The organism is Eubacterium xylanophilum ATCC 35991 (assembly GCF_000518685.1).
GTDB lineage: Bacteria > Bacillota > Clostridia > Lachnospirales > Lachnospiraceae > Eubacterium_F > Eubacterium_F xylanophilum.
This window is the reverse complement of sequence record NZ_JAEB01000017.1, coordinates 51,372-72,169: the sequence shown is the minus strand read 5'-3', so window position 1 is coordinate 72,169 and position 20,798 is coordinate 51,372. Positions and strand designations below refer to the sequence as shown.

Genomic DNA, 20,798 nt, shown 5'->3' with positions numbered 1-20,798 from the left:
GATGGTAAGAGCCGCTGGGCAGATAACATCATGATCGAACGGTGGTTCCGTAGTTTCAAGTACGAGGAAGCATATCTCACAGAGTATGCTAATCTCAAAGAAGCGAGAGAAGCCATCGGAAGATATATCTACACCTATAACTTTGAACGATGCCATCAGGCAATCGACAATAAACGTCCTGCTGAGGTATACTATCCGGCAATGCTTTTGGATGCAGCCAGAGCAGCCGCATAATATAAATCCGGGGAGAAACAACACGGTGTTCTCCCACTTAACCAGTCAACATATCAGTTCATTATAAAAATATTAAATTTTTGTCTTGACAACTGAGCCATTATATTGCAATTCCTACTAGACAACTCCAAAACCATCAAAAAAATCATGGATTTAGACCATTCTAAATCCATGATTTTTTTTCATATATATAATATTTGAACAATGTAGGTTGTCACTTCACTCCAGTCCACGTCACCTATACTCCCCCAGCATCCGTTCCAAGCTCTCCCGTATTTCCTGGCGCATTCGTTCTGGTGACAGCAGCACAACATTTTCCTTTTGGCTCAGAAGCCACATGATGATTCCTCCGCCGTACACCTCTGCTCTTACGATGCTATACCCGTCTTCTTTCCTTGTGACTTTGGCTGTTGGGAGGCGGTCAAGAGTGGCCTCGAGGGCGCTATCTGCAACTTTTAACTCTACTTTTTCTAGTTTGCCGGAAAACATGAATTGGATTCTTTGGCGGAATACTCCCTCTTCAAAGCGTTCTCGGTACAAAAACGTGAACTTTTCGTCCGTCTTCCTGTAGGAGTCAATCCGATCAATCCTGAAGACGGCAGGGTAGTCGTATTTCTTTTGCCACTTTCCCTTGTCATCCTTTTCCAGGATAAATGCATTTAGATAAAAGTAGTAGTTTGAGAAGAGGATGGCAACCGGCACGATAGTGCGCTCCACAGAGTCTCTTGTCTGAACATGTCGCTTGTAGGTTATCTGAACAATCTCGTTGTCCTTGATAGACTCTCCCAGATCCCAGATTTTATCGTTGACATTTTCTTTGTTCTTAAGCTCCACGTAGTGGTATTCCTCGTTTGCGATTAACTCTCTGATCATAAGGGCGTTCTTCCTTGGCACGCAACCGGAGACCATTTTATCGATAATCGCAGTCATTTCTGTCTTGGAAAATGCTCGGCTCGCCAGGAGAATCTTGACAACCGCCAGAACTTCCGGGTTAGTCATCATCGATGCTTCTTCTCCCTTTAGTACATAGCCGTTCTCTTTTCTGTCGTAGGACACTGTTACTTCTCCGGCACCCGACTCCGCCATTTTGTCTGCAAAGTAAGAGCGCAGAAAATCGATATCCCTTTGAATAGATTTTTCGTTTACTTCGTAAGTTTGAGCTTCCTCTTGCTTATTGAGGACACGGCCCTCCAAGAGTTTTTCATACATGTTCAGTATTCTTTGGGTGTTTGTCATGCCATCACTCCCTGTAAAAGCTAGATACTCCTAAAAATATCCGAAGAATGCGATATACCTGTCGCTAAAACTGTCAAGTCAAAACAATTTGTCTCCAAACTTGAATCATAAGTCAAGCTAAATATCACTTCAACGTTATTATCGGCATATGATTTTATAGTATTAACAATTTTCGTAAATGCCAAGAGGGAAAGTTCATCACTTATAGAAATATTTATCAAAGCTGCCTTAGCTTCCTTCAACACCATCGGAAGTTGAAAATGTTCTATGTCAGCTCGAAGTTCTTCTTCATCCTCCAATTCCTGAAAGCTATACTCTCTAAAAAAGGCTCTATTATCTTCTTTTCTATCGCATACTAGCGCTAAATCCTTCTTGTCAAAGCAAATCTCATTATCAATGCTTATCATCTTTATAATGTCGCTAATTGGAATGTTCAAGCATCCAAAGTACTGAAGCTCATCCGCTCCTTCTATTTCATCCGTTTCTTCCACTTCTTCCGCTTTATTCGTAACCCTATACTTAGTGTTTAAATCTGCGATTATAAGAGCATTGGAATATTTTTTTAGATCATCAGTTATCTTGTCGCCCACAACTCCTCTCTCTGGATTATTCGGGTCATCGAATTGGGTTACCATGGTTATCACTGGAATTCTCTCGCTAAGTATCTCGACTACACTAAGAAACAATTCTGCAGTAGAATTGTCTTTGGGGCATGTTAAGACCAAAGCCACATCGAATTGGGTGCTCCTCATCTTGAGACTAAAAAGATCGTCACTTTTCTTATTAAAGCATTGGATTTCCAGTTTGTGTTTTTTGGGAACAAAAAACCTCAAAGCTCTATTAGCCCTAACTAGATCAATTGTTCGCTCTGCTTCTCTTCCTACGCCTACCAGCAGTATTTTCTTTACTCCCTCTTCCTCATTTGCCTGCTCATCTTCTAATACCAAATCATCAAAAAGACTCATAATTATACTCTCCCTTCGTAAATAATTGGATTTGTTTGTGATTCTATATTTACAATAGCAGGCAATATGGACGTTTTTTGTCCATGTGGGATGATTCTTATATAAATTATATACTAATTCGCCCTAAATTGCGATCATTGACCTTACTAGCTTTATCCAAACAACATATCTGCCGCATTTTCCAATTCCATTCGTTCCTGTGAATCATCGTAGCCACTTTCCTTGTCATCGATGCCTTTTACCGGATCAATCGAAAATAGTCCATCGCGGTTACAATAGAAAAATATTCTTCTGGCTCCTGCGATTTTAAACCGTGCTTCAGTGCTCCCTTCCGGATAGAGCTTCACCATCTGCACATCATCGAATGAAACCGCCGCCACAAACGAAATATAGTGCTCCTTCGTCATGCTGTGGTCAATCCTAACATAATACTCATCACAAGCACGCTCAATAAATATCATATGATGCTCATCTGTCGGCTCCGCCTCTAAAGGCATGAGCTGGACGCCGTGACAATGAATCGCCGCTTCACCTATACTGTGTATAATATTACCGCAAATCGGGCAGACATGAAACTTCGACCTCAACATATTTGCTGACACGTTTGAATTATGAATAGTATTACCCGATATCAGCTCCGTTACCGAAATCCTGAATGCTTCTGCTATAGGCTCCAACAAGGTAATATCGGGAAGACCTCTTAGAGTTTCCCATTTTGACACACATTTATCACTCACTCCCAGCTTTTCCGCAAGCTGAAGCTGCGTCATTTTATTCTTTTCTCGTAGTTCCTTAATAACTGTTCCTGTTACATATTGGTTCATAATATTTTCACCTCCATGCACAAATTATATATCAGTTTTTTCAAAAGTTGTACCTACGGAAAGTAGATATGATGGCTATCTTCATTGCAGTTCCCGCATCATCGCTTTCATACATTATACTCAATTCTATCAGCCATAACATCTCCTGCCATGAATTTTAGGCATTCTCCTGCAGCAGGTGTCTGGCATAGGGCACAGTCAGTACCACACAAATACCTTTGTGGTGTTCTTCTATAATGCACCTCCATGGCATCGATCACCTCATGATATGGAATCAAAGGGTCTATGCCAGAAAGTGCTAAATCTGCATAAAGTGGAGCTGTTACTGCCGCCCTTACGGTTCTTGTTATACATGGAAATTCCTTTCCTCCCGGTATAGCATCACAAGTTATACCAAAACTAGCTTGAAGAGCCATGGAAGCTGCATTTTCAATCTCATCTGCTGAGCCACCTGCCATTGCAGTTACCGCTGCGGCAGCCATAGCTGCACATACTCCTGACTCACCCACACAACCTCTTTCTCCACTCGGATTTGACCTAGTATACGCAATAGCACCAAATCCTGCTGCCACAATAAGTCCATTTATTACATCGTCCTTGCTATATCCCTTCTTCTCTCGAACAGCATCAACTGCACTAAAGAGATATCCGCCACCTGTACCCATTGGTCCAGGTACTATCTTAACCCCAGGAATTTTGGCATTCGTCGATAATGCTCTTGTGATGATTTCCTTGGTCAGATTATCTGATAATTCTTTTTTATCATCAATATATCTCTTCCAACTTTTGCCGTATATCGGAAGTTCAGGAACTTCGTCTACTTCATAATTTCTATCTTCTAACCCATGAACTTGTTTATAAAGAATATCTGCAATAAGTTCAAATCTAGCTCTTATTTCTTCCTCGCTCCAGCCTGAAAAATCCTTTTCATACTGTATCGCCACATCTATAAAACTCTTGTTTTCCCTTTTGGCAATCTCTTTCCACTCTGTCACAGTACTGAAAAGTTGCGGTTTTCTATCAGCCTTGGTAACAACTGGAAGTATGCATGGAAAATTTCTAAACAGAATATTTCCATCATTATTTATATCAGAAAAGAACAGTCCTTCTTCTGACACTTTGCCATTTATCAGACCAAGATTATCTAAAAATTCATATATATCTTCTGCACCAAGTTCGCGACTTAATTCTACCCAAAGTCCCACATTTGATAATGCATTAGTTACTCTTTTAATTAAAACTCCATCATTTCCAAAGGTATCACTAAATACCTTTTCTACATTTTCCAATGAAAGGTCTGCTATATTCCCATTACTATCAATCTTCCAGATGAGAGTCGCATAAGTATCACCTCTCCAACCGATTTTGAAGCCATTTATCTCATATACATCAATCATGCCACCGCCAATGGAGCTACCTATCAAAGTTGCCTTTTCTCCGTTTGCTCCAGTAAGTTTAAATGTTGTAGATTCGGCATATGGGCTGTCCTTTTCCAATTCGGCAAACCTATATGATATCCCCTTATCTCTCATATCTTGATGGCTACAAAACAATCTTATATTTTCTGTATCATAATCAAGAAGTCCGCCTAGGTAGGCATAATCTTCCCACCAGGTGCCTAGACTTACAAGTCTTTTGTCACTGGGATTAAAAAGTATTTCAGCCCTTTTTAATTCACTTCCTAGAGCGTGTCTTGCTTGCCTTGCAACTCTGTCCGTCCCAGCGAATCCTCCACTAGATCCTGGTTGCATAATTGGTCCAAATACATCATTAAAATAGTCTGGATAAAAAACTTTTTTCATAATAAACCTCCGAATTTCTAGTTTTTTATTTTGTAATAATAGCTATTGCGCATGGATTTCTGAAAACACCCTATCCATGTTCCCATAGAACAAGGGAAGCTCTAGGCCGTGGTTCTTACCTTCATCATACACACAACGGCATCCGTACAAGATGTCACTTACATCATTGTGTAAGGTCATTATTCTGGAAGTGAGTTCATTGCCGGCGAAAAGCCTCTTCATTGCAATTCCCGCAATTCCTGCCGGAATCTTATATGGTAATATCTCATTATTGTATTTCTTCAGATCAACACCTCTGGCACTAACCGTCCTCAAAGTCTCTCTTATGCATTTGACAGCCATTGTCAGTGCCTTTGAGTCGGCCATAAGTTCTTTCGCGAGTCGGTTAGGATCATCTATCTTGCCTTCACGAGCTGCGGTTGATGTGACACCGGCATTAATAGCCATATGAATCCAAATCCACTCAAACATATCATGTGGAATCTCCTGCTTGATATCTGCAGAGTTTAGTGTGGAAATAAGCTCATCATAATTATTTATCTTGGCCTTTTCTCTGCCCTCGAGCATTATATGATCGAAAAGAACACAATTAAGCCTTCCTTCCTTTTCCATATGCCCTCCAGCAGTTGGGAAGGCCGTGACATACTCGAAATCTCCCACTATATTATCTATATCTTTTCGCTCATTCCAAAAATTACAAAAAAGAATAAGCGTGCCCTTAATATTTCTGTCCACTAATGTCTTCACCGCATCCTCAAGTTTACCACTTGCAACGCTTATCAGTATAAAGTCATATTCCTCGTCTTTGGAAGCCAACATTACGTTGTAATTATCATCTTTTTCCTCACCCTTCGGATTATACCTTCCATCCAAAAGATGAACCGCGATCGATGAAGGAACATTTTTACCTTCTCTCACAATATGTGCGGTCTCGTGCCCCGCCTTCTGCAATGCATATGCATAAGTTGTGCCAATAACACCTAATCCTAAAACTGCTATTCTCATATTCAACCTCTCTCAATCTCCCAGTAACTTCAAACCAGCAATTCCCATCGCTATCATTAAAACGCATACAATCTGTAGAAGCGACAACTTTTCATCAAATAACATGATGCCCAAAACAGAAGTTCCGATGATTCCAAAATTCCTGCCAATAACAACATTAACCATTCCATTTTTTTACCTCCGACTGATATTATTGCGACACATAATCTTCTATTTGTTCATCGCTTTCACCTCACGTATCAAAATAAACGCGAAAACAATTTCAATGACAAATAGCGCCATCGAAACCACTAAGGCATTAAATACATTTCCAAGTATTAAAGAAATAACCGATATAGCTATGGCAAAAACCAAATAAGCTTTGGAGTTATATAACCAGGAATACGGAAGCAAATGTGCGCCAAATACCATAGCATATACCATAACCATCTTCTCCGGAACGGCGCTATAAACCCACATTACAATTAATAAATATAACAATTGATTCATCGTAAAAAGGAAACCCAAATTTCCAAGAGGATTCTTTTTAGAGAAAATGTCTACTTTGATAATTTTAGCAACAAGCATTGATATCGGCATCAGTGGTACGGAGCAACAAAATACCAACATGTTCTTTTTCATAACAGGAATATCTAATAAAGATACTATCATTATCAGACACCATATAACTACAGATGCAATAATAAAAGGCAATCCTTTCTTCTGTGTTAAACTTATATCATTTTTCAATTCTTCTAAAGTCATTGTACCCTTACAACCTCCAATCTTGCAATAACACCTTTATTGCTATAAGTTCTCATTAAACTATCATTTCAAAAGATCTTCATTCAGAAGGAATTGCTCTATGCCAACATATGTAATTCCGTTTTCATCCTGCCATGGTTTAAGGTAATCCCGAACTACAACTATCTTGCTGAAAGAGTCGGGGATTCTTTTCAACGATTCAATCTCCTGTTCTTTTTTTTCTGGGTCAGCTATAGATAGAGCAGATTGAATATAAAATCGCTTGCTACCCTGGTTAACAACGAAATCCACTTCCAGTTGCTTTCGGATCTTCTTACCGTCAGCATTCTTGGTATTGTATTCTACCACGCCTACATCGACATTCATGCCTCTTCGGATGAGATCATTGTACAATACGTTTTCCATGATATGAGTCTCTTCCAGCTGTCTGAACCCAAGCCTTGCATTACGAAGCCCCAGATCGGTATAATAATACTTGGCGGGAGTACCTATATATTTTCTGCCCTTAATATCATACCGAACAGCTTTCTCAATGAGAAATGATTCCTCAAAATATCCGATATATTTATCAATTGTTTCTGAGCCTATACCAATCTGCCGCTCGCTTTTAAACGTATTCGCCAGTTTACTTGGATTTGTTAGAGATCCTATCCCCGATGCAAGGACATCCAGCAGTATATCCAGCACTTCAGTTTTGTTCTTTATCTCATGCCGTTCAAGCACGTCTTTTATATATGTCCTGTCGAAGAGATCCTTTAAATACCCGCTTTTCTCCGCATGTGTTTCAAGCGAAGCAGCAAATGGCATTCCACCATAAGTATAATAATCCTGCCACGCGCCACGCTTATCTCCATCATATTCATTGTAAAACTCCGCAAACGACAGCGGATACACACGAATCTCATCGCCTCTGTCCCTAAATTGAGTCAATATATCCGAAGACAACAACTTGGAGTTACTGCCAGTAACGTACACATCTGCGTTATCCATATGCATAAATCCGAGGACAACATCAATAAATGTTATCTTGGCATCTTCATTATCTACATAAGGATTCTGGATTTCGGATACAAACTGAATTTCATCTATAAAAATATAGTATCTCTTCTTTGAATCGACCATATGATCCCGTACATACTTATCCAATTCCAAAGGATTACGATACTTGGCATTTTCCAATATATCCAATGCCAAAGCGATGATTTGGTCTTCCTTCACGCCTTCCTTCAAAAGCCATTCCCGATACAATTGGAACAGCAGTACCGATTTACCACTTCTTCGCAGTCCGGTGATGATCTTAACACGTCCGTTATCTTTCTTTAAAATGATTTCTTTCAAATATTGCTCTCTCGGATACATTAAACCACCTCATGATTTATTTGCGGCTATCCGCATTTATTTAATATATAATATACCACTAACCCACATTCTAAGTCAATGATATTCATGAAATTTTTGCGGATATCTGCAATTTTTTTGTAGAGGCTTCATTATATCCTTGGAGAAGTTTGTCCTTCCATCAACGATATTAAATAAAACTCAGTCTGTACTCCCATATTGCCCATTTCATCGGACCTTAGGGGAGATGTAAATACTTTGTATTTACATCTTGTATGTATATGATAACTTTTAAAGGTGCCAGGGGGAGGTGGAAAGAAAAAAGAAAACCAAGAAATTTAGAAAAATCTAAAAATCTTGGTTTTTTATTACTTTATGCTCTTTTCTATTTCATACATTACTTGTTACTGTTCCCATATTCTCGTTCTTTTAAGACGTTACCATAGCCAAATCTTTTGGGTGAATTCGAATCTTTTATCCGTTTATACTCGCTTATAAGTCTTTCATCATCCCATCTTTGTGCTTCATTGTAAGTGTTATGATATAATTTAGTTGTAACATCTTGTCCTAATAAGGTATAATCTTAGTAGAAAGCGAGGTATGTATCACATTATTAAACATTAAGAAACCGAATAAATGACTTCTTATGTACTGGTCAAAAACATTACACTATTCCTTTATTAACTCAATATAATATGCATCTATAATTGGCATTTTTATTTTTTCCTCATTTCCTGTAAGACTATATTTAAACAAAAATTCATCAACACCTTCAAACACCCCATATACATTTACAACATCGTCCTTTAATAGTTTAAGATTTCTGTCTCCATCTTTTCTGCAATCATTAAAAACATAATAATCTTCATTCTCTGAGTAAGTATCAAAAGCACAGTATTGATTTACATCATCCTCGAATTGATTGTTTATAGTAAGAGATACTACTACACATTCCCCTTTATACCCCTCAGGATTTCTTAGCAAATCTTTATATGTAACATTTAATGCTCTTTCTGCAAAATCATCCATCGAGTAGTTTTCTACTTTTCTGGTGGTTTTCTCATCAATATCGGATTTTTCTTTTGTTGTCTTCTCAACCTTTGCTTTCTCAGCCTCCTGCTTGGCCTTTTCAGCTTCCTGCTTGGCCTTTTCAGCTTCCTGCTTGGTCTTTTCCAACTCTGCTTTATCCTTTTTTTCTTTCTCTTGCTTTTGTTTTATTCCATTAAAATATGCTTCAATTTTCCCCCTTACTTCATCACTTACTTTATCCTTATATTTATTTAATCTGTCAGTCGCTGATTTTTCTACCTCAGTTGGATCAGCTTTACCATTACAATAGTCTAATATCTTTAATGCTGCTTTATCTGGATTTCCCATTGCATCATATACATCTGCGTATCTTGAATAATATTCATAGTTATCCGTACTAAAGGTCTTATCTATATATTCAAATGCCCCATCATAATTCTTTGCATCAATAAATGCTTGCATGTCGCTATTTTGTTTGTAAATAATAACACTTGACCAAATAATCGCTCCAATAATTATTGCCATCTGTATTGAAAATGAAACAATTGCGGGTTTTCTTTTGGTCGGATACATTTTTATACGTTTCACAAATAACACAATTGCAACGATAGGTCCTACGACTACAGCAGACCCCACCCAAAACAGCAATGAAATAAACCACATTTGATAGTACCATTTTATGATATTAGAATCGTCATTACGTTTCGGCGTTTTATTATTAATAGCTTTAGTATCTGCTGTGTTGTTAAACTTATTATCTCTATTAATATCATTTGCATTATTTGAATTTTTCACTCCACCTTCATAAACATCAGTTGTATTCATATTATTATTGCCATACACGGTGTTTGATAACTTATTTCCACATTTTGGACAGAATTGTCCTTTTTCAAAAACAGTTCCACATTTTTCACACTTCATATCTTCTCATCTCCTATTCTACTATAGTCAAAAACACATACTATGCCTTTATATAATGGTGTCATTTCTAACCGATTATGAATTATGCTTTCGGAATCTTTTTGATAATATTGAAAAACTATTTGAGTTTAAATCCGCACGCACTACAGAAATAATCAGTTTCTGAAATATCACTTTCACATTTTGGACAAACTCTTTTTAAACTAGCACCACACGTTGAACAAAAAAGTGCTGAAGAAGATATCTCACTCCCACATTCTGGACAAAATTTTGTTTGTGTCATCTTTTCATCTTGACTACTTGCATCTTCTTTTAAGTTGTCATCATTGTCAGATTCAATCTGATTTGCAGCCTGATCTAAAACTGGTTTATTTATCAACCCTGTTCTATAATCTGCAATTCTTCTATTTACTTTATCTATAAGCTTTTTCCCTGAAAACGCCTTGAACTGATACATTTTCATCTTTTCTTTGTCAGAAATCCAAATCATATATCTTGTGTCTGCTGATAAAATACCAACTCTATTATTTATAAACGTATTACAAAGATGATACTTCTCATCTTTAGAATCCATTTCAATATTTTTAATCATGCTACCTTTTACCAATTTTTTTAGCGCAATGTATTCTTGTTCATTTTCGACTTTTGAAATAAAATAACGATCTAATAATTCGAAAAACTGATCCACATCAATATCTATTGTTTCATAACCAGAAAGCCCATCCCCAATAGCATTAATCAACTTTGAACCTATACTCATATTAACCCCTCCTCACAATCCTTAATTCATATGGCTTTTAGTAGTATTACCTATATTTCTTTAGTAGCGTAGTTCACCAAGAACTACGCTACTTAATTTGGTTTTATCTATTATAAATGATAGCTGTATAAAATATTATTTTGTCTCGAGTATATCACTAATAACTCCCATGGCCCCCCTCCTGACTATTTGATTATCCTTTTCCATTTTTCTATCCCATCCTCTACAATTGCTTATGTAAATCCTTCTACTAAATTAATATTATTTTACCCCCCCCGCGTCACAATATGTCGTCATATTCATTTAAAAGGCGCATACAAAAAAGCACCCCACATAGTGAAGTGCTTTCTTGCGTAGAGCATAATTGGAAAGGAGATATCTCGTTCGCGCTAGATATCATTGCAGAATGCTTTATGACTCTACTATTTGGTTTGATTTTTCGAACATCATAACTCGAATTTTATTAAAGTGCGCTAGATTCACACTTTATCAGCTTAAAAATTAAATCTTAGTTATATCTACGTATATTATACCATCTTTCCCCTAAAATCATAAGTCGCACATTATAACTGTCGCAACTTTTTTCACCCCTAAAAACTTAGAAAAGCAAGGCACCAAAACCTTGCTTTCCATTGGTCCAATGGACCAATCTCCATATCTCTCCAACACATCTCCACTACGCTGTTATAAACCAATTATTCTCATTCTCTCTAAAGTAAAGCCTTATCCCACGCACGGTACCATTAACCTCAATCCTACATTCAAAGAATATAGTTCGATCTGTCACAAACACACCATCAGTTGTTGTATAAGTACCATTACCTGATAGCTCCTTATAAGCATCTATCTTAAACACTCGTGGTTCGCCATCATCGCCATCCACACGGATTCGAAGAGGGATTATGGTTCCATCCTTCGAATGCTGGCAGATTATATCCACATCATATCTTTTCGCTTCCATAACATTCACCTACCTACGTTAAAAGGTCAAAAAAAAACGGAGCAAATGTTCCGCTCCAGTTTGCACTCTCACACAAACCACCTCAGAACAAATACTCCGGCTTTTCGTATCTCGATTTGTTCGGATACACTCGCTCGGGACTGCTTACTTACTCTTCTGCAGTGCTTGAACTACCTGATATATAATTGAACACAGCTCAACCTGTCTCTTTTCATTTCCCTGTTTAACCTCAAGTATGATCTGATCATTGTCATCAAAGATAACATCAGCCACCCTCGGCTTAACCTTCTGCGGGCTATCTAACTCTCGAATCGTAACCCTTCGCATACTAACACCTTCTTACATCACAATTTCATTCTCACTCAATAGAACTCTCATCCAAAACTACAAACACAAATCAATGATCAAATCACGCCTCATACAAATCTAAGTACACACCCACCTTTATAAATCAATCTAATGCGTGATTCAGTTGGCATCCATCTTGATAAATGTTCTGTTGTTTTGCGAACATTTGTTCTGTTTAAGTATCATTATACGGACTTTGGAATCATTTGTCAATATGGTTTTTGAAAATAGTTGGAAGAAATTTCTGGTAAGTAAGTAAAGCCTACTAGTAAGCGGCTTTCACGCAGTTGTTGCCCACATAATCAATACATACTCGTCCTCTGTTTCCGCGATATACACTATTTCATATGGATCATAGACCTGCTTCTTAATTCTATATGTTCTCTTTATCTCACCCAAATGAATATCAATCTTATGATTCATTTGCAATAGATAATCTAAAATTATATCCTTATACTGCTTTTCCTCGATTGTAAAACCTTCATACGATAAATCAATATATCCTTCACCTGGATAAACTTCTGTATCAAGATAATCAAGAGCGGAGTGCGCAAATGCATCTGGCGATTGATGTTTAGTCTTAGCATCAACAAGTATTTCAATTGTTTGCTCAGTATACTCTTTGTTAAATGCTTCGTTACCAAAAGAGAATGCTATCATATATCCTCCAAAAAAATATTTCTTAACAACCAAGCAAATGCCTTACCTGTTCTAATCCCAGGTTCCTTGAAATGATTACCCTGGTTCCATTCAAGAACAGTATCAATATCAGCATCCTTCAATATATTATGCGCCTCAGTAATCTTATCAGCTACTGTAGCCATAATAGGATTCCTAGTCTTGCTTTCCTTATCACCAAGACTTAAATAAACCTTATTGCACTTTATATGAGTATCTCTCATATACTCTATAAAACCTGGAAACCATACTGACGGTGATGCAGCCGCTACACCTTCAAATATGTCAGTATGATACGCTGCCCATAGAGCAAATAATCCAGAAAGCGAATATCCACCGATATAATAATGTTTTGACTTATCTTGGCATAATTCTAAAACCTCTTGCAATGTCTCAGAAGCTCTGCCTGCAAAACCTTCATTTCCAAATACAGCATCAGCCTTCCACGGAGACAAATCATGATTCCAATTGTTTACTTTGACTGTAATCAAGCAAAAATCTGTAGAGACTGATTCTATAGTTGCTACTTCACTTTCGATTACTTCAAGGTCATGATCATCAACCATTTGGATTAGTATGTTTGTTGAGTTTTTATTCCCATAGTAATTTATAATCATTTCTCAGGATTTTCCTTTAGCCACGCTACAATATCGTCGCTCTCATACATAGGCTTACCATCAATGAAAAGACAAGGCACTTGCTGCTTGCCTCCAACTTTGATTAGCTCAAGCCTATCTTCTTCAGATTGACGAATATTGTGGAATTCTATATCTGTACGTCCGCTTGATTCTATTTCTCTTATAACCTTTTGACAAAAAGGGCATGTTTCAAACATGTATAGTTTTAGTGTTGGGTTCATAGGGTACCTCCTTTGTCGGATATATTATTCAATTCAAAAATAATCCATCTTAATCCATCAGTTTTTTACCAGCATCCCACGCCTGACCAGCTTTATCTCCCATCTGATAATATCCACTTTGGAAATTATCGAATGCAATAGCATTTAACTTAGCTGGATCAACTTTACCATTTTCATCAAGAACTTCCTCGTCTGCAGCAACATTTACAATCTTACCTACAACTGCATGCAAATTCTCTGTCTCGACAATTTCAGCAAGTTCACACTCCATAACTAATGGGAACTCATCTATTATAGGAGCATTGACCTTTTCGCTCTTGATGGCAGTATAGCCAGTTCTCTCAAACTTATCCTCCATAGTATTGCCAGATGCAATACCAAAGAAATCTGCTACATCCATATGCTTGGCATCAGCAATACTTACCGTAAATGCTTTTACCTTTCTAATGTTCTTTGTTGTCTTATGTGGCTCACTGATAAAGAGTGCAATCTTGTCAGATGCACAAATGTTGCCCCATGCAGCATTCATAACATCAACTTTTCCTTCTTCATCGTAAGTTGCAATCATAAGTACAGGCATTGGATAAACTGCCTGTAGGATTCCTAGGTCTTTTTTCATTGTGGGTACCTCCAATCGTGTATCTTTTTTAATAAATCTACTCTTTCCAAATTACGTTAAAATCTTTTTCTTCAATTTCTATCTTCTTACTTCTAAAATACTCAAGAACCACCTTTCTTGTAGGCGTTCCGAATGCTAATCCGAATGCTAATTTAAAGGCATTTAAGAACTATATTTAGAAACAAACGCTTCTAAAATATTATAATTGCTTCGACATTCAACTTTATCAAGTGTAAATATGTTTAATGTGGCTATTTTCTTAATGTCTAAATATAAATCTTTACACTCGTCAAATTCCAGGATATTTTTTGCAACATCCTCAAGTTCTGCACTAAACATTTTGTTTATAGAAGCAATGCTCTCCTTCACGGTATATTGCGATGAAACAATTAGCGCTTCCTCAATTTGAACAGCTTGGTCACAAATTAGTATTGCACTAGCAATTGCACCATCTCGTAAATCTTTTAAAGGTATAAAAGAATAATTTTTCTCCGCTCCGAGAATATATTGTTGCAACTGCTCGATGTTTTTTGCTAACGTAAAACTATTGATTGGTATTCTAATCGTTAAATAGTCTTTGTAACTATTCTTGGACAAAACAATTCTAACGCAATTGATCCTATTAAATAAATACGCTCTTGCCGGTGATATCAATTCGCTAGGTCCAGCTAATTCTTGCACTTTATGATATATTTTTACAACTAGTAAATCATAGTTTTCCCAGTCTGTAAAAACAATTACGTCATCGTCAAACAAAGCATGTTCTCTAACCTCTGGATAATCTCCTATTCCTTTTTCAAAAAAAGAATCAATAGCACGCTTTTTCTTTTTCAGTACTTCATACGCATTATAAATAATATTATTTTCTTGATGATATCCATTCAAATAAATCCAATGCGTCACAGCAACCATTTTTTCAAGTGTAATTCGCTCTTTTCCTATATCAACCTCACACTTATATCCTTTGAAAAAATGATTATTTACATTACAAAAATTATGGTATACCTCATATGAAGAAACAATATTATATAATTGTAGACGACAATATTCTTCAGGTTGTTTATTTTGAATTATTCCTAAAAGCATATTGTGTAGCCCATTTATATAATTTGATATTCCACTAAAAAACTTCTGACATTCTTTTTCAATTGGTAAATCGCTAGATTGTTTGTCCGCTTGCTTTAAATCTTTTTTATTACTATTATCCATTTTCTCGCTTTCGTTTAAGGCTTTACCAATTCCAAATTTATCTAAAGCACTCTTTGGAATACTGAACTCCTTTTCTTTTTGTAAAATTAAAATAAGTCTGTCAAGTTTGGAACTTTCAAAAGACTTCCCCTTATAGATTCTACCTAGTTGCTTTAATAATTCTTCAAAAAATTCTGTAATCGTATTTCTATGCGCATTAATATTATTGAAAACTTCTTTCCAATCTTCCGGAGCATTTTTGTATGCACAAAGTCTAAGGCAGAAGCCATTTATTTCTGTAATCCATTTATCATGCAGTTTTTCTCTAGGAATATGTTTTTCCTTATCAGGTAAATTAATTCCAGCTATTCGAGTTCCTAACAATGAAACATTATATCTTTCCTTGTTAGGATAAAGAAAAGACAGTGTATTAACCACATGCATACATTTTTCATTATATGCAGCATTTTTTAATTCACTGTTCTCCTTAGAAGCAGGATAATAATTGGGAACAGCTTCTGCATAGATTTCATTATCCTTTTCATACAACGAAACTACATTTGCATCACATAGTATATCCTTTTCATATATACTTTTTAATTCATTAGCTTTTGATACATTTCCGATATTCATAAGACCTTTTATTGCTAAAGTTATTCCTGCATAATCCTTTGAATTATCAAAAATGATATTTGAATCAATATGTAATGCTACATTAAGTTTACTAGACCAAAATAATAAATACCCTAAACAGCTTCCATTTACGGGATAACCTCTTACATAATCTACAATAAAATTCGAAATTTTTTCTAGAAATCGTTTAGCATATTCGTAATTTAAATATCTTTGGGGCTGTCTTTCTACTAAACCTTGAACTGAATCAGCAATCCCAGGAGTTTGTTTATCTAATATTTCAAATAAATCATGTCGAACATTATTAGTATCAATGAAGCCGGTAATATCGCCTAATGCGAACATAACATAATTATCAGCAAATAATCGATCCCCTTCATCAATAATCTCTTTATTTTCCACAATATAGTCTTTAACAGAAAGCCAAAGTATGCCTCGCAAAACATCTGCAACCGCGTCTAAACAATTAAAAGATATCGCTGATAACTTATCTATAATTTCAGCGCTTGTTCCACTCTTATCAAAATATTCAAGTAGCAAATATATTGTACTTACATCAATTACAGACAAAGTGCTTAACAATGAATCAAGATAATCAAACCCAAACTTTCCTTCTAATGATTTTAAAATCAAACGCGCTCTTACCGAATGGAGACATTTTACCCTTTCTCGATTATCTAATATCTTAATAAAGAATTCCTTTTCAAATTGTTGAAGCAGCTTACTAGCATTTTTTAATTCGATATTGGCATATAATTTATCCAATCTTATAGCTAAATCATACTGTCCCGCTATAGCAATTATAGCCAATACATTAAACCACTCTCGTTCTTCAACATCTGTACTAATATTCGTAATTTGTTCATTAATCTTTTCTTCCAAAGTTACTGAGTGATTGAGTAAGTAGATGAATTCTAGTAAAGGACCTCCATTACCAAAATCATTCCACAAATCATCAAACAAACGAAATTTGTGTTGATCATATCGTGAATAAATATCTCTTGCTTCATTTTCATTTAGTTCAAGTGGAACTTCTTCATAACGGACACTTCCATGACTCACTTTATTTAAATTGTAATCATCTTCTCGTACTGTAACTAGCAATGATGCATTAAGTGAATGAGTATAAAAAGCTCTCAAAAATATAGCCCAATATTCATCTCCAGGCTGTACATCATAATATAGAATATATTCGAGATTCTCTACCTCGTTTTTTAAAAACCGAAGAATTGTCCAAATAGAACTTTCACTTGTTATTTTAGACACACATAATATTTGTCTTTCGTCAAAATGTTCCAACAAATAACGGTAAGCGAGACTAGTTTTTCCCTGTCCTGAAGCTCCTCGAATTACAACAATAGCCGACTCTTCATACTTTTCTTCAATCAGATTAATCCATTGATCTCTTCGAACATCTAAATCGTTTCTAATATGCTCAGGCCGAGCTGCAATTCCCTCACGATATTCTCCCTGTAACTTTTCTAAAGAAGTACTACTTTTACCAAAATCATCAAGTGGAGCAATATATTGCATATATAGTTCAGACTGTTTAACAACGAAAGATGCAGATTCATTAACAATTAAATCTTCATCTACCCCTAGCTTTTCTAGAACAGAAATTATAACCTCAACATTTGAACCACATACTGCATTGTAAGCAACATCTCTTGTTAAAACATTGGTTTCAACACCACATAATTGTACAGTTTTACCACTTTGTAAGAAAAAACCGCTTCCAGAGAAACCATCTAACATTTCTTTTTCTTCTGAAGCGAAAGAACCTAATTTTTCATTAATAGTAATACATAGTTTACCGCAACTAGTTTCATTTACCCTTCCAGTAAGTGTTAATGTATGAATATCCTTAGCATTCTGAAGAATACATGGATATCCACGCATTTTTATGTTTTGGCCTATGTTAGGCTTATATAATTTAAGATTACAAATCAATTCATCGGACTCTATCAATAATACAGCCACATCATTACATTCATCCAAAATGCTATTAATAACTTTTATGTCAAGCTTCTTCTCAACGCCATTACTTGTTCTTTCAACATACAAATCCAGCGCATTAAAATCTCCTTCTAAAACATGGCATGCTGTTAGCAAAATGTTTTTTTCTCCGACCTTAAAAATTACTCCGGACCCAACATTATCATGGTACGATATCTTAACTGAGTAATTATTTAATACATTATATCTATTCTCCACTTACATCAATCTCCATGTTTCCTATATTTTTAAACTTCATACCGTATTTTTGATATTCTTCGCTAAAGAATATCTCAGTATATGGTTCATAATTACAATAAAAAGTCACCTGTTCTCGCGTATTTTCTACTATACGCGCCAGGCATTCCTTCGTAGGCAATCCCTTCCAATTAGTTGAAATCAAATAATTCCTGCAATCCAGAATTCTAATCAATGAACCGCTAGTGCTATGAGAACTTCCATGATGTGAGACCTTGACAAAATCTACATGTAAGGGGTTATTCTCGCAATATCCTCTTCTTCTTAATTCGCGCTCAACTTCAGATGATTTTGCATCACCCAAACATAAAATACTATTATCATTATCTGAGACCAAAACGGCAACACTACTCGCATTAGCCTTAGTTACTGAAGATTCATCAAAAGTTCTCTTTAATAAATCCTCTACAGAATAACCATAATCATTTTTTCTTGCAGCTGTTTGCAAGTCAGCGACTTCATCTTCTATAACTTGATACTCATCAGAAGATACAAATTCATCCAGGCACTCTTCGCTTGGTGATATTACTTCCAAACACCATTGATCAGCCTGTTTCTTCATCCCTGAAATAATCGGAGCCACCAGTGGTATATTCTTAATCTTTAAATACTCATAAAGTTCTTTTCCTTGCTTACACGAAGTAAGGCACGAATTATCCTCGACATATGATCGCTTCTTCTCATTCGACACAGATCTTTCTATTTTCTCTCCGTAGTTAAACCACATCTCGGATAAATATTCATCATTAATTTTCTCATCCTTAATAAGCGATAAGAAGCCGCTAATATGATCATTATCCATATGCGTCAAAATAGCTAAGTCTACCGGTCCATTCTTGTCTTTCCAATCACAAACATCATTTTTCAAGATGTATCTGCATTCTTTTCCCATTCCTCCATCGATAATTACCATCCCCGGAGTACAACCATCAAATTTGATTTCAAGACAATCACCAGCTAGTGCTGGTAACATTTTTAACTTCACTTACAATATCCACCTCTTTTTATAGTCCATACTGCTTCAAAATATTAATATCTTTATTGATATCCTTAGATTTTATTGTCGAAAGTACTTTTTTCTCTACTTTCGAAGTCCAATATATTTTTAACTTCTTTTGAGCTCTTGTAATAGCCGTATAGAAAATATTATGAGTTATTAGTTCATCAACTTCATCTGTAATGACTATTATACTCTTCTGCAAGCTTTTCTCGAAGATTATCTTCTCGCTTGTTTATCAAAGGCAAGAGACGCATTGGCAAGGAATTCTTTTTTCCAGTTACGGAGAAGATTAGGTTGAATATTGTTTTCAACGGCTAGAACGTTGAGTTTCTTTTCACCTTTGAGTAACTGGAGTACGAGACTGGTTTTAAATTCAGCACTGAAATTTCTTCTTGATTTTGACATAATAATTACCTTCTTTCTTTGTTTGGTTATAGTATATCAGATTCATTAAGAAATGTCGCTATCAGTGCCTTAATTTATGAGACAATTATAATCTATAAGTAGTAAAGATTTTTTACTATTACGAATACCTTTTATTTTTCCCTCAATAATCATCTCCGAAACATCATTCGATTTATTAAAATCCACAACCGCCCTTTTTATAGCCTTATCAATGTGCGAATAATTTCCGTCTTTATCTACCGCATGTATCTCAAATTGTGCTTTCTTATCGTTATCTAGCATAGCTACCGCGCGAGCAGTGTAGGCTCTGTTCATGCTCGGCAAAAGTTCTGAACCAACCAATGCATTAATCAAAGTTGATTTTCCGCTACTCAGTGTAGAAACGACAAGCGTCGGATAAACTTTGTTCATACTGAAATTTAATTTTTCAAACACTCACTTTTCCGCCTTTACTGTGAAATATATCTACACAATAAAGTAATCTCAACTCTCTTATCCTCTTCCTACCAACTCTCAAGTGCCATTTTTACCAACTTCTCAAAGCCATCCTTAAAACGCATGTCATCAACCTCTGTACGCCTCTTCGGACCTTTCAGATGATTCTTAGAATTACTTCTTCTAGCTTTCTTAGACAAATGACGCTCCATAAGCATCATATCTATATTGTCATTGGTATACCATTTTCCGGATTGATGTATTGCAAATGCATTCTTCCCAAGAGCCATTGCAGCTACGCCATAGTCCTGAGTAACCACAATATCATTAGCATCCTTTTCAAGCATACTAATCAAAGCAAAATCAACCGCATCTGCACCAGCTCCGATTACCTTCACCTCACTGTAATCTGAACTCAATACATGATTGGTATCACAGAGAAGAGTTACAGGAATATTATATTGTTTTGCAACCTGCTCTACTATCTTGGTTACAGGGCAGGCATCAGCATCTACGTATATTGTCATCTGTTCTCCATCTAGTTACAGTCTTAAAAAAATT

General features: G+C 36.1%; 22 protein-coding genes. 1 reads left to right on the top strand and 21 read right to left on the bottom strand.

Translation table 11 applies throughout. The features are described from left to right. On the top strand, positions 1 to 234 hold a 234-nt coding region (locus tag L877_RS0105375), incomplete at its 5' end, for an integrase core domain-containing protein (protein WP_156922991.1). A gap of 234 nt (positions 235 to 468) precedes the next feature. Here the strand turns inward: L877_RS0105375 and L877_RS0105370 are convergent. From L877_RS0105370 to L877_RS0105270, 21 genes are all read right to left on the bottom strand, one after another. Further along, the gene (locus tag L877_RS0105370) at positions 469 to 1,470 is read right to left on the bottom strand and encodes a helix-turn-helix transcriptional regulator (protein ID WP_026835214.1); all 1,002 of its coding nucleotides are present in this window, start codon (positions 1,468 to 1,470) and stop codon (positions 469 to 471) included. 20 nt (positions 1,471 to 1,490) lie between these two features. Next, the gene (locus tag L877_RS0105365; RefSeq protein ID WP_026835213.1) at positions 1,491 to 2,435 is read right to left on the bottom strand and encodes an FtsZ/tubulin family protein; all 945 of its coding nucleotides are present in this window, start codon (positions 2,433 to 2,435) and stop codon (positions 1,491 to 1,493) included. Positions 2,436 to 2,587: 152 nt separating this feature from the next. Continuing rightward, entirely contained in the window at positions 2,588 to 3,259 is a 672-nt protein-coding gene (locus L877_RS12270; protein ID WP_084554784.1) for a helix-turn-helix domain-containing protein, read from the bottom strand. 107 nt (positions 3,260 to 3,366) lie between these two features. Continuing rightward, on the bottom strand, positions 3,367 to 5,061 hold the full coding sequence (locus tag L877_RS0105355) for an L-serine ammonia-lyase, iron-sulfur-dependent, subunit alpha (RefSeq protein WP_026835212.1): 1,695 nt from the start codon (positions 5,059 to 5,061) through the stop codon (positions 3,367 to 3,369). 42 nt (positions 5,062 to 5,103) lie between these two features. After that, positions 5,104 to 6,066 (bottom strand): ketopantoate reductase family protein, encoded by a 963-nt coding sequence (locus tag L877_RS0105350; RefSeq protein ID WP_026835211.1) that lies wholly within the window; start codon positions 6,064 to 6,066, stop codon positions 5,104 to 5,106. Between the two features lie 12 nt (positions 6,067 to 6,078). After that, a complete protein-coding gene (locus L877_RS14085) occupies positions 6,079 to 6,231 on the bottom strand; it encodes a DMT family transporter (RefSeq protein WP_156922990.1) in 153 nt (50 codons plus the stop codon). Positions 6,232 to 6,276: 45 nt separating this feature from the next. Then, on the bottom strand, positions 6,277 to 6,810 hold the full coding sequence (locus L877_RS0105340) for a DUF7010 family protein (protein ID WP_026835210.1): 534 nt from the start codon (positions 6,808 to 6,810) through the stop codon (positions 6,277 to 6,279). A 63-nt stretch (positions 6,811 to 6,873) separates the two neighbouring features. Then, the gene (locus tag L877_RS0105335; RefSeq protein ID WP_026835209.1) at positions 6,874 to 8,169 is read right to left on the bottom strand and encodes an ATP-binding protein; all 1,296 of its coding nucleotides are present in this window, start codon (positions 8,167 to 8,169) and stop codon (positions 6,874 to 6,876) included. 648 nt (positions 8,170 to 8,817) lie between these two features. Beyond that, positions 8,818 to 10,098, bottom strand: coding sequence for a hypothetical protein (locus L877_RS0105330; protein ID WP_026835208.1), 1,281 nt, complete (start codon positions 10,096 to 10,098; stop codon positions 8,818 to 8,820). A 118-nt stretch (positions 10,099 to 10,216) separates the two neighbouring features. After that, the gene (locus tag L877_RS12265) at positions 10,217 to 10,858 is read right to left on the bottom strand and encodes a zinc ribbon domain-containing protein (RefSeq protein ID WP_034785136.1); all 642 of its coding nucleotides are present in this window, start codon (positions 10,856 to 10,858) and stop codon (positions 10,217 to 10,219) included. 676 nt (positions 10,859 to 11,534) lie between these two features. Next, on the bottom strand, positions 11,535 to 11,819 hold the full coding sequence (locus L877_RS0105320) for a hypothetical protein (RefSeq protein ID WP_026835207.1): 285 nt from the start codon (positions 11,817 to 11,819) through the stop codon (positions 11,535 to 11,537). Between the two features lie 144 nt (positions 11,820 to 11,963). Further along, on the bottom strand, positions 11,964 to 12,146 hold the full coding sequence (locus L877_RS0105315; RefSeq protein WP_026835206.1) for a hypothetical protein: 183 nt from the start codon (positions 12,144 to 12,146) through the stop codon (positions 11,964 to 11,966). A 300-nt stretch (positions 12,147 to 12,446) separates the two neighbouring features. After that, a complete protein-coding gene (locus tag L877_RS0105310) occupies positions 12,447 to 12,827 on the bottom strand; it encodes a hypothetical protein (protein ID WP_026835205.1) in 381 nt (126 codons plus the stop codon). After that, complete coding sequence (locus L877_RS0105305; RefSeq protein WP_026835204.1) at positions 12,824 to 13,462, bottom strand: alpha/beta hydrolase; 639 nt, start codon at positions 13,460 to 13,462, stop codon at positions 12,824 to 12,826. The genes L877_RS0105310 and L877_RS0105305 overlap by 4 nt, the downstream gene beginning before the upstream one ends. Then, positions 13,459 to 13,704, bottom strand: a complete 246-nt coding sequence (locus tag L877_RS0105300; protein ID WP_034785133.1) for a glutaredoxin family protein — start codon at positions 13,702 to 13,704, stop codon at positions 13,459 to 13,461. The genes L877_RS0105305 and L877_RS0105300 overlap by 4 nt, the downstream gene beginning before the upstream one ends. 49 nt (positions 13,705 to 13,753) lie before the next feature. Then, a complete protein-coding gene (locus tag L877_RS0105295) occupies positions 13,754 to 14,323 on the bottom strand; it encodes a flavin reductase family protein (RefSeq protein ID WP_026835202.1) in 570 nt (189 codons plus the stop codon). Between the two features lie 162 nt (positions 14,324 to 14,485). Continuing rightward, on the bottom strand, positions 14,486 to 18,358 hold the full coding sequence (locus tag L877_RS0105290) for a hypothetical protein (protein ID WP_026835201.1): 3,873 nt from the start codon (positions 18,356 to 18,358) through the stop codon (positions 14,486 to 14,488). Beyond that, on the bottom strand, positions 18,348 to 19,382 hold the full coding sequence (locus L877_RS0105285) for an MBL fold metallo-hydrolase (RefSeq protein ID WP_026835200.1): 1,035 nt from the start codon (positions 19,380 to 19,382) through the stop codon (positions 18,348 to 18,350). The genes L877_RS0105290 and L877_RS0105285 overlap by 11 nt, the downstream gene beginning before the upstream one ends. A 231-nt stretch (positions 19,383 to 19,613) precedes the next feature. After that, positions 19,614 to 19,802: a transposase gene (locus L877_RS12255; RefSeq protein ID WP_242837122.1), complete on the bottom strand. Its 189-nt coding sequence runs from the start codon at positions 19,800 to 19,802 to the stop codon at positions 19,614 to 19,616. 69 nt (positions 19,803 to 19,871) lie between these two features. Next, entirely contained in the window at positions 19,872 to 20,237 is a 366-nt protein-coding gene (locus tag L877_RS0105275) for a dynamin family protein (RefSeq protein WP_026835199.1), read from the bottom strand. 68 nt (positions 20,238 to 20,305) lie between these two features. Next, complete coding sequence (locus tag L877_RS0105270) at positions 20,306 to 20,764, bottom strand: YaiI/YqxD family protein (RefSeq protein ID WP_026835198.1); 459 nt, start codon at positions 20,762 to 20,764, stop codon at positions 20,306 to 20,308. Positions 20,765 to 20,798 lie beyond the last annotated feature (34 nt).

What these genes read in the sequence shown, in the direction of transcription:
- L877_RS14085 (WP_156922990.1), bottom strand. Translation starts at nt 6,231, where the DNA reads ATGGTTAATGTTGTTATTGGCAGGAATTTTGGAATCATCGGAACTTCT.
- L877_RS12265 (WP_034785136.1), bottom strand. Translation starts at nt 10,858, where the DNA reads ATGAGTATAGGTTCAAAGTTGATTAATGCTATTGGGGATGGGCTTTCT.
- L877_RS0105330 (WP_026835208.1), bottom strand. Translation starts at nt 10,098, where the DNA reads ATGAAGTGTGAAAAATGTGGAACTGTTTTTGAAAAAGGACAATTCTGT.
- L877_RS0105365 (WP_026835213.1), bottom strand. Translation starts at nt 2,435, where the DNA reads ATGAGTCTTTTTGATGATTTGGTATTAGAAGATGAGCAGGCAAATGAG.
- L877_RS0105370 (WP_026835214.1), bottom strand. Translation starts at nt 1,470, where the DNA reads ATGACAAACACCCAAAGAATACTGAACATGTATGAAAAACTCTTGGAG.
- L877_RS0105310 (WP_026835205.1), bottom strand. Translation starts at nt 12,827, where the DNA reads ATGATAGCATTCTCTTTTGGTAACGAAGCATTTAACAAAGAGTATACT.
- L877_RS12255 (WP_242837122.1), bottom strand. Translation starts at nt 19,802, where the DNA reads ATGTCAAAATCAAGAAGAAATTTCAGTGCTGAATTTAAAACCAGTCTC.
- L877_RS12270 (WP_084554784.1), bottom strand. Translation starts at nt 3,259, where the DNA reads ATGAACCAATATGTAACAGGAACAGTTATTAAGGAACTACGAGAAAAG.
- L877_RS0105295 (WP_026835202.1), bottom strand. Translation starts at nt 14,323, where the DNA reads ATGAAAAAAGACCTAGGAATCCTACAGGCAGTTTATCCAATGCCTGTA.
- L877_RS0105270 (WP_026835198.1), bottom strand. Translation starts at nt 20,764, where the DNA reads ATGACAATATACGTAGATGCTGATGCCTGCCCTGTAACCAAGATAGTA.
- L877_RS0105300 (WP_034785133.1), bottom strand. Translation starts at nt 13,704, where the DNA reads ATGAACCCAACACTAAAACTATACATGTTTGAAACATGCCCTTTTTGT.
- L877_RS0105320 (WP_026835207.1), bottom strand. Translation starts at nt 11,819, where the DNA reads ATGGAAGCGAAAAGATATGATGTGGATATAATCTGCCAGCATTCGAAG.
- L877_RS0105315 (WP_026835206.1), bottom strand. Translation starts at nt 12,146, where the DNA reads ATGCGAAGGGTTACGATTCGAGAGTTAGATAGCCCGCAGAAGGTTAAG.
- L877_RS0105335 (WP_026835209.1), bottom strand. Translation starts at nt 8,169, where the DNA reads ATGTATCCGAGAGAGCAATATTTGAAAGAAATCATTTTAAAGAAAGAT.
- L877_RS0105350 (WP_026835211.1), bottom strand. Translation starts at nt 6,066, where the DNA reads ATGAGAATAGCAGTTTTAGGATTAGGTGTTATTGGCACAACTTATGCA.
- L877_RS0105355 (WP_026835212.1), bottom strand. Translation starts at nt 5,061, where the DNA reads ATGAAAAAAGTTTTTTATCCAGACTATTTTAATGATGTATTTGGACCA.
- L877_RS0105305 (WP_026835204.1), bottom strand. Translation starts at nt 13,462, where the DNA reads ATGATTATAAATTACTATGGGAATAAAAACTCAACAAACATACTAATC.
- L877_RS0105340 (WP_026835210.1), bottom strand. Translation starts at nt 6,810, where the DNA reads ATGACTTTAGAAGAATTGAAAAATGATATAAGTTTAACACAGAAGAAA.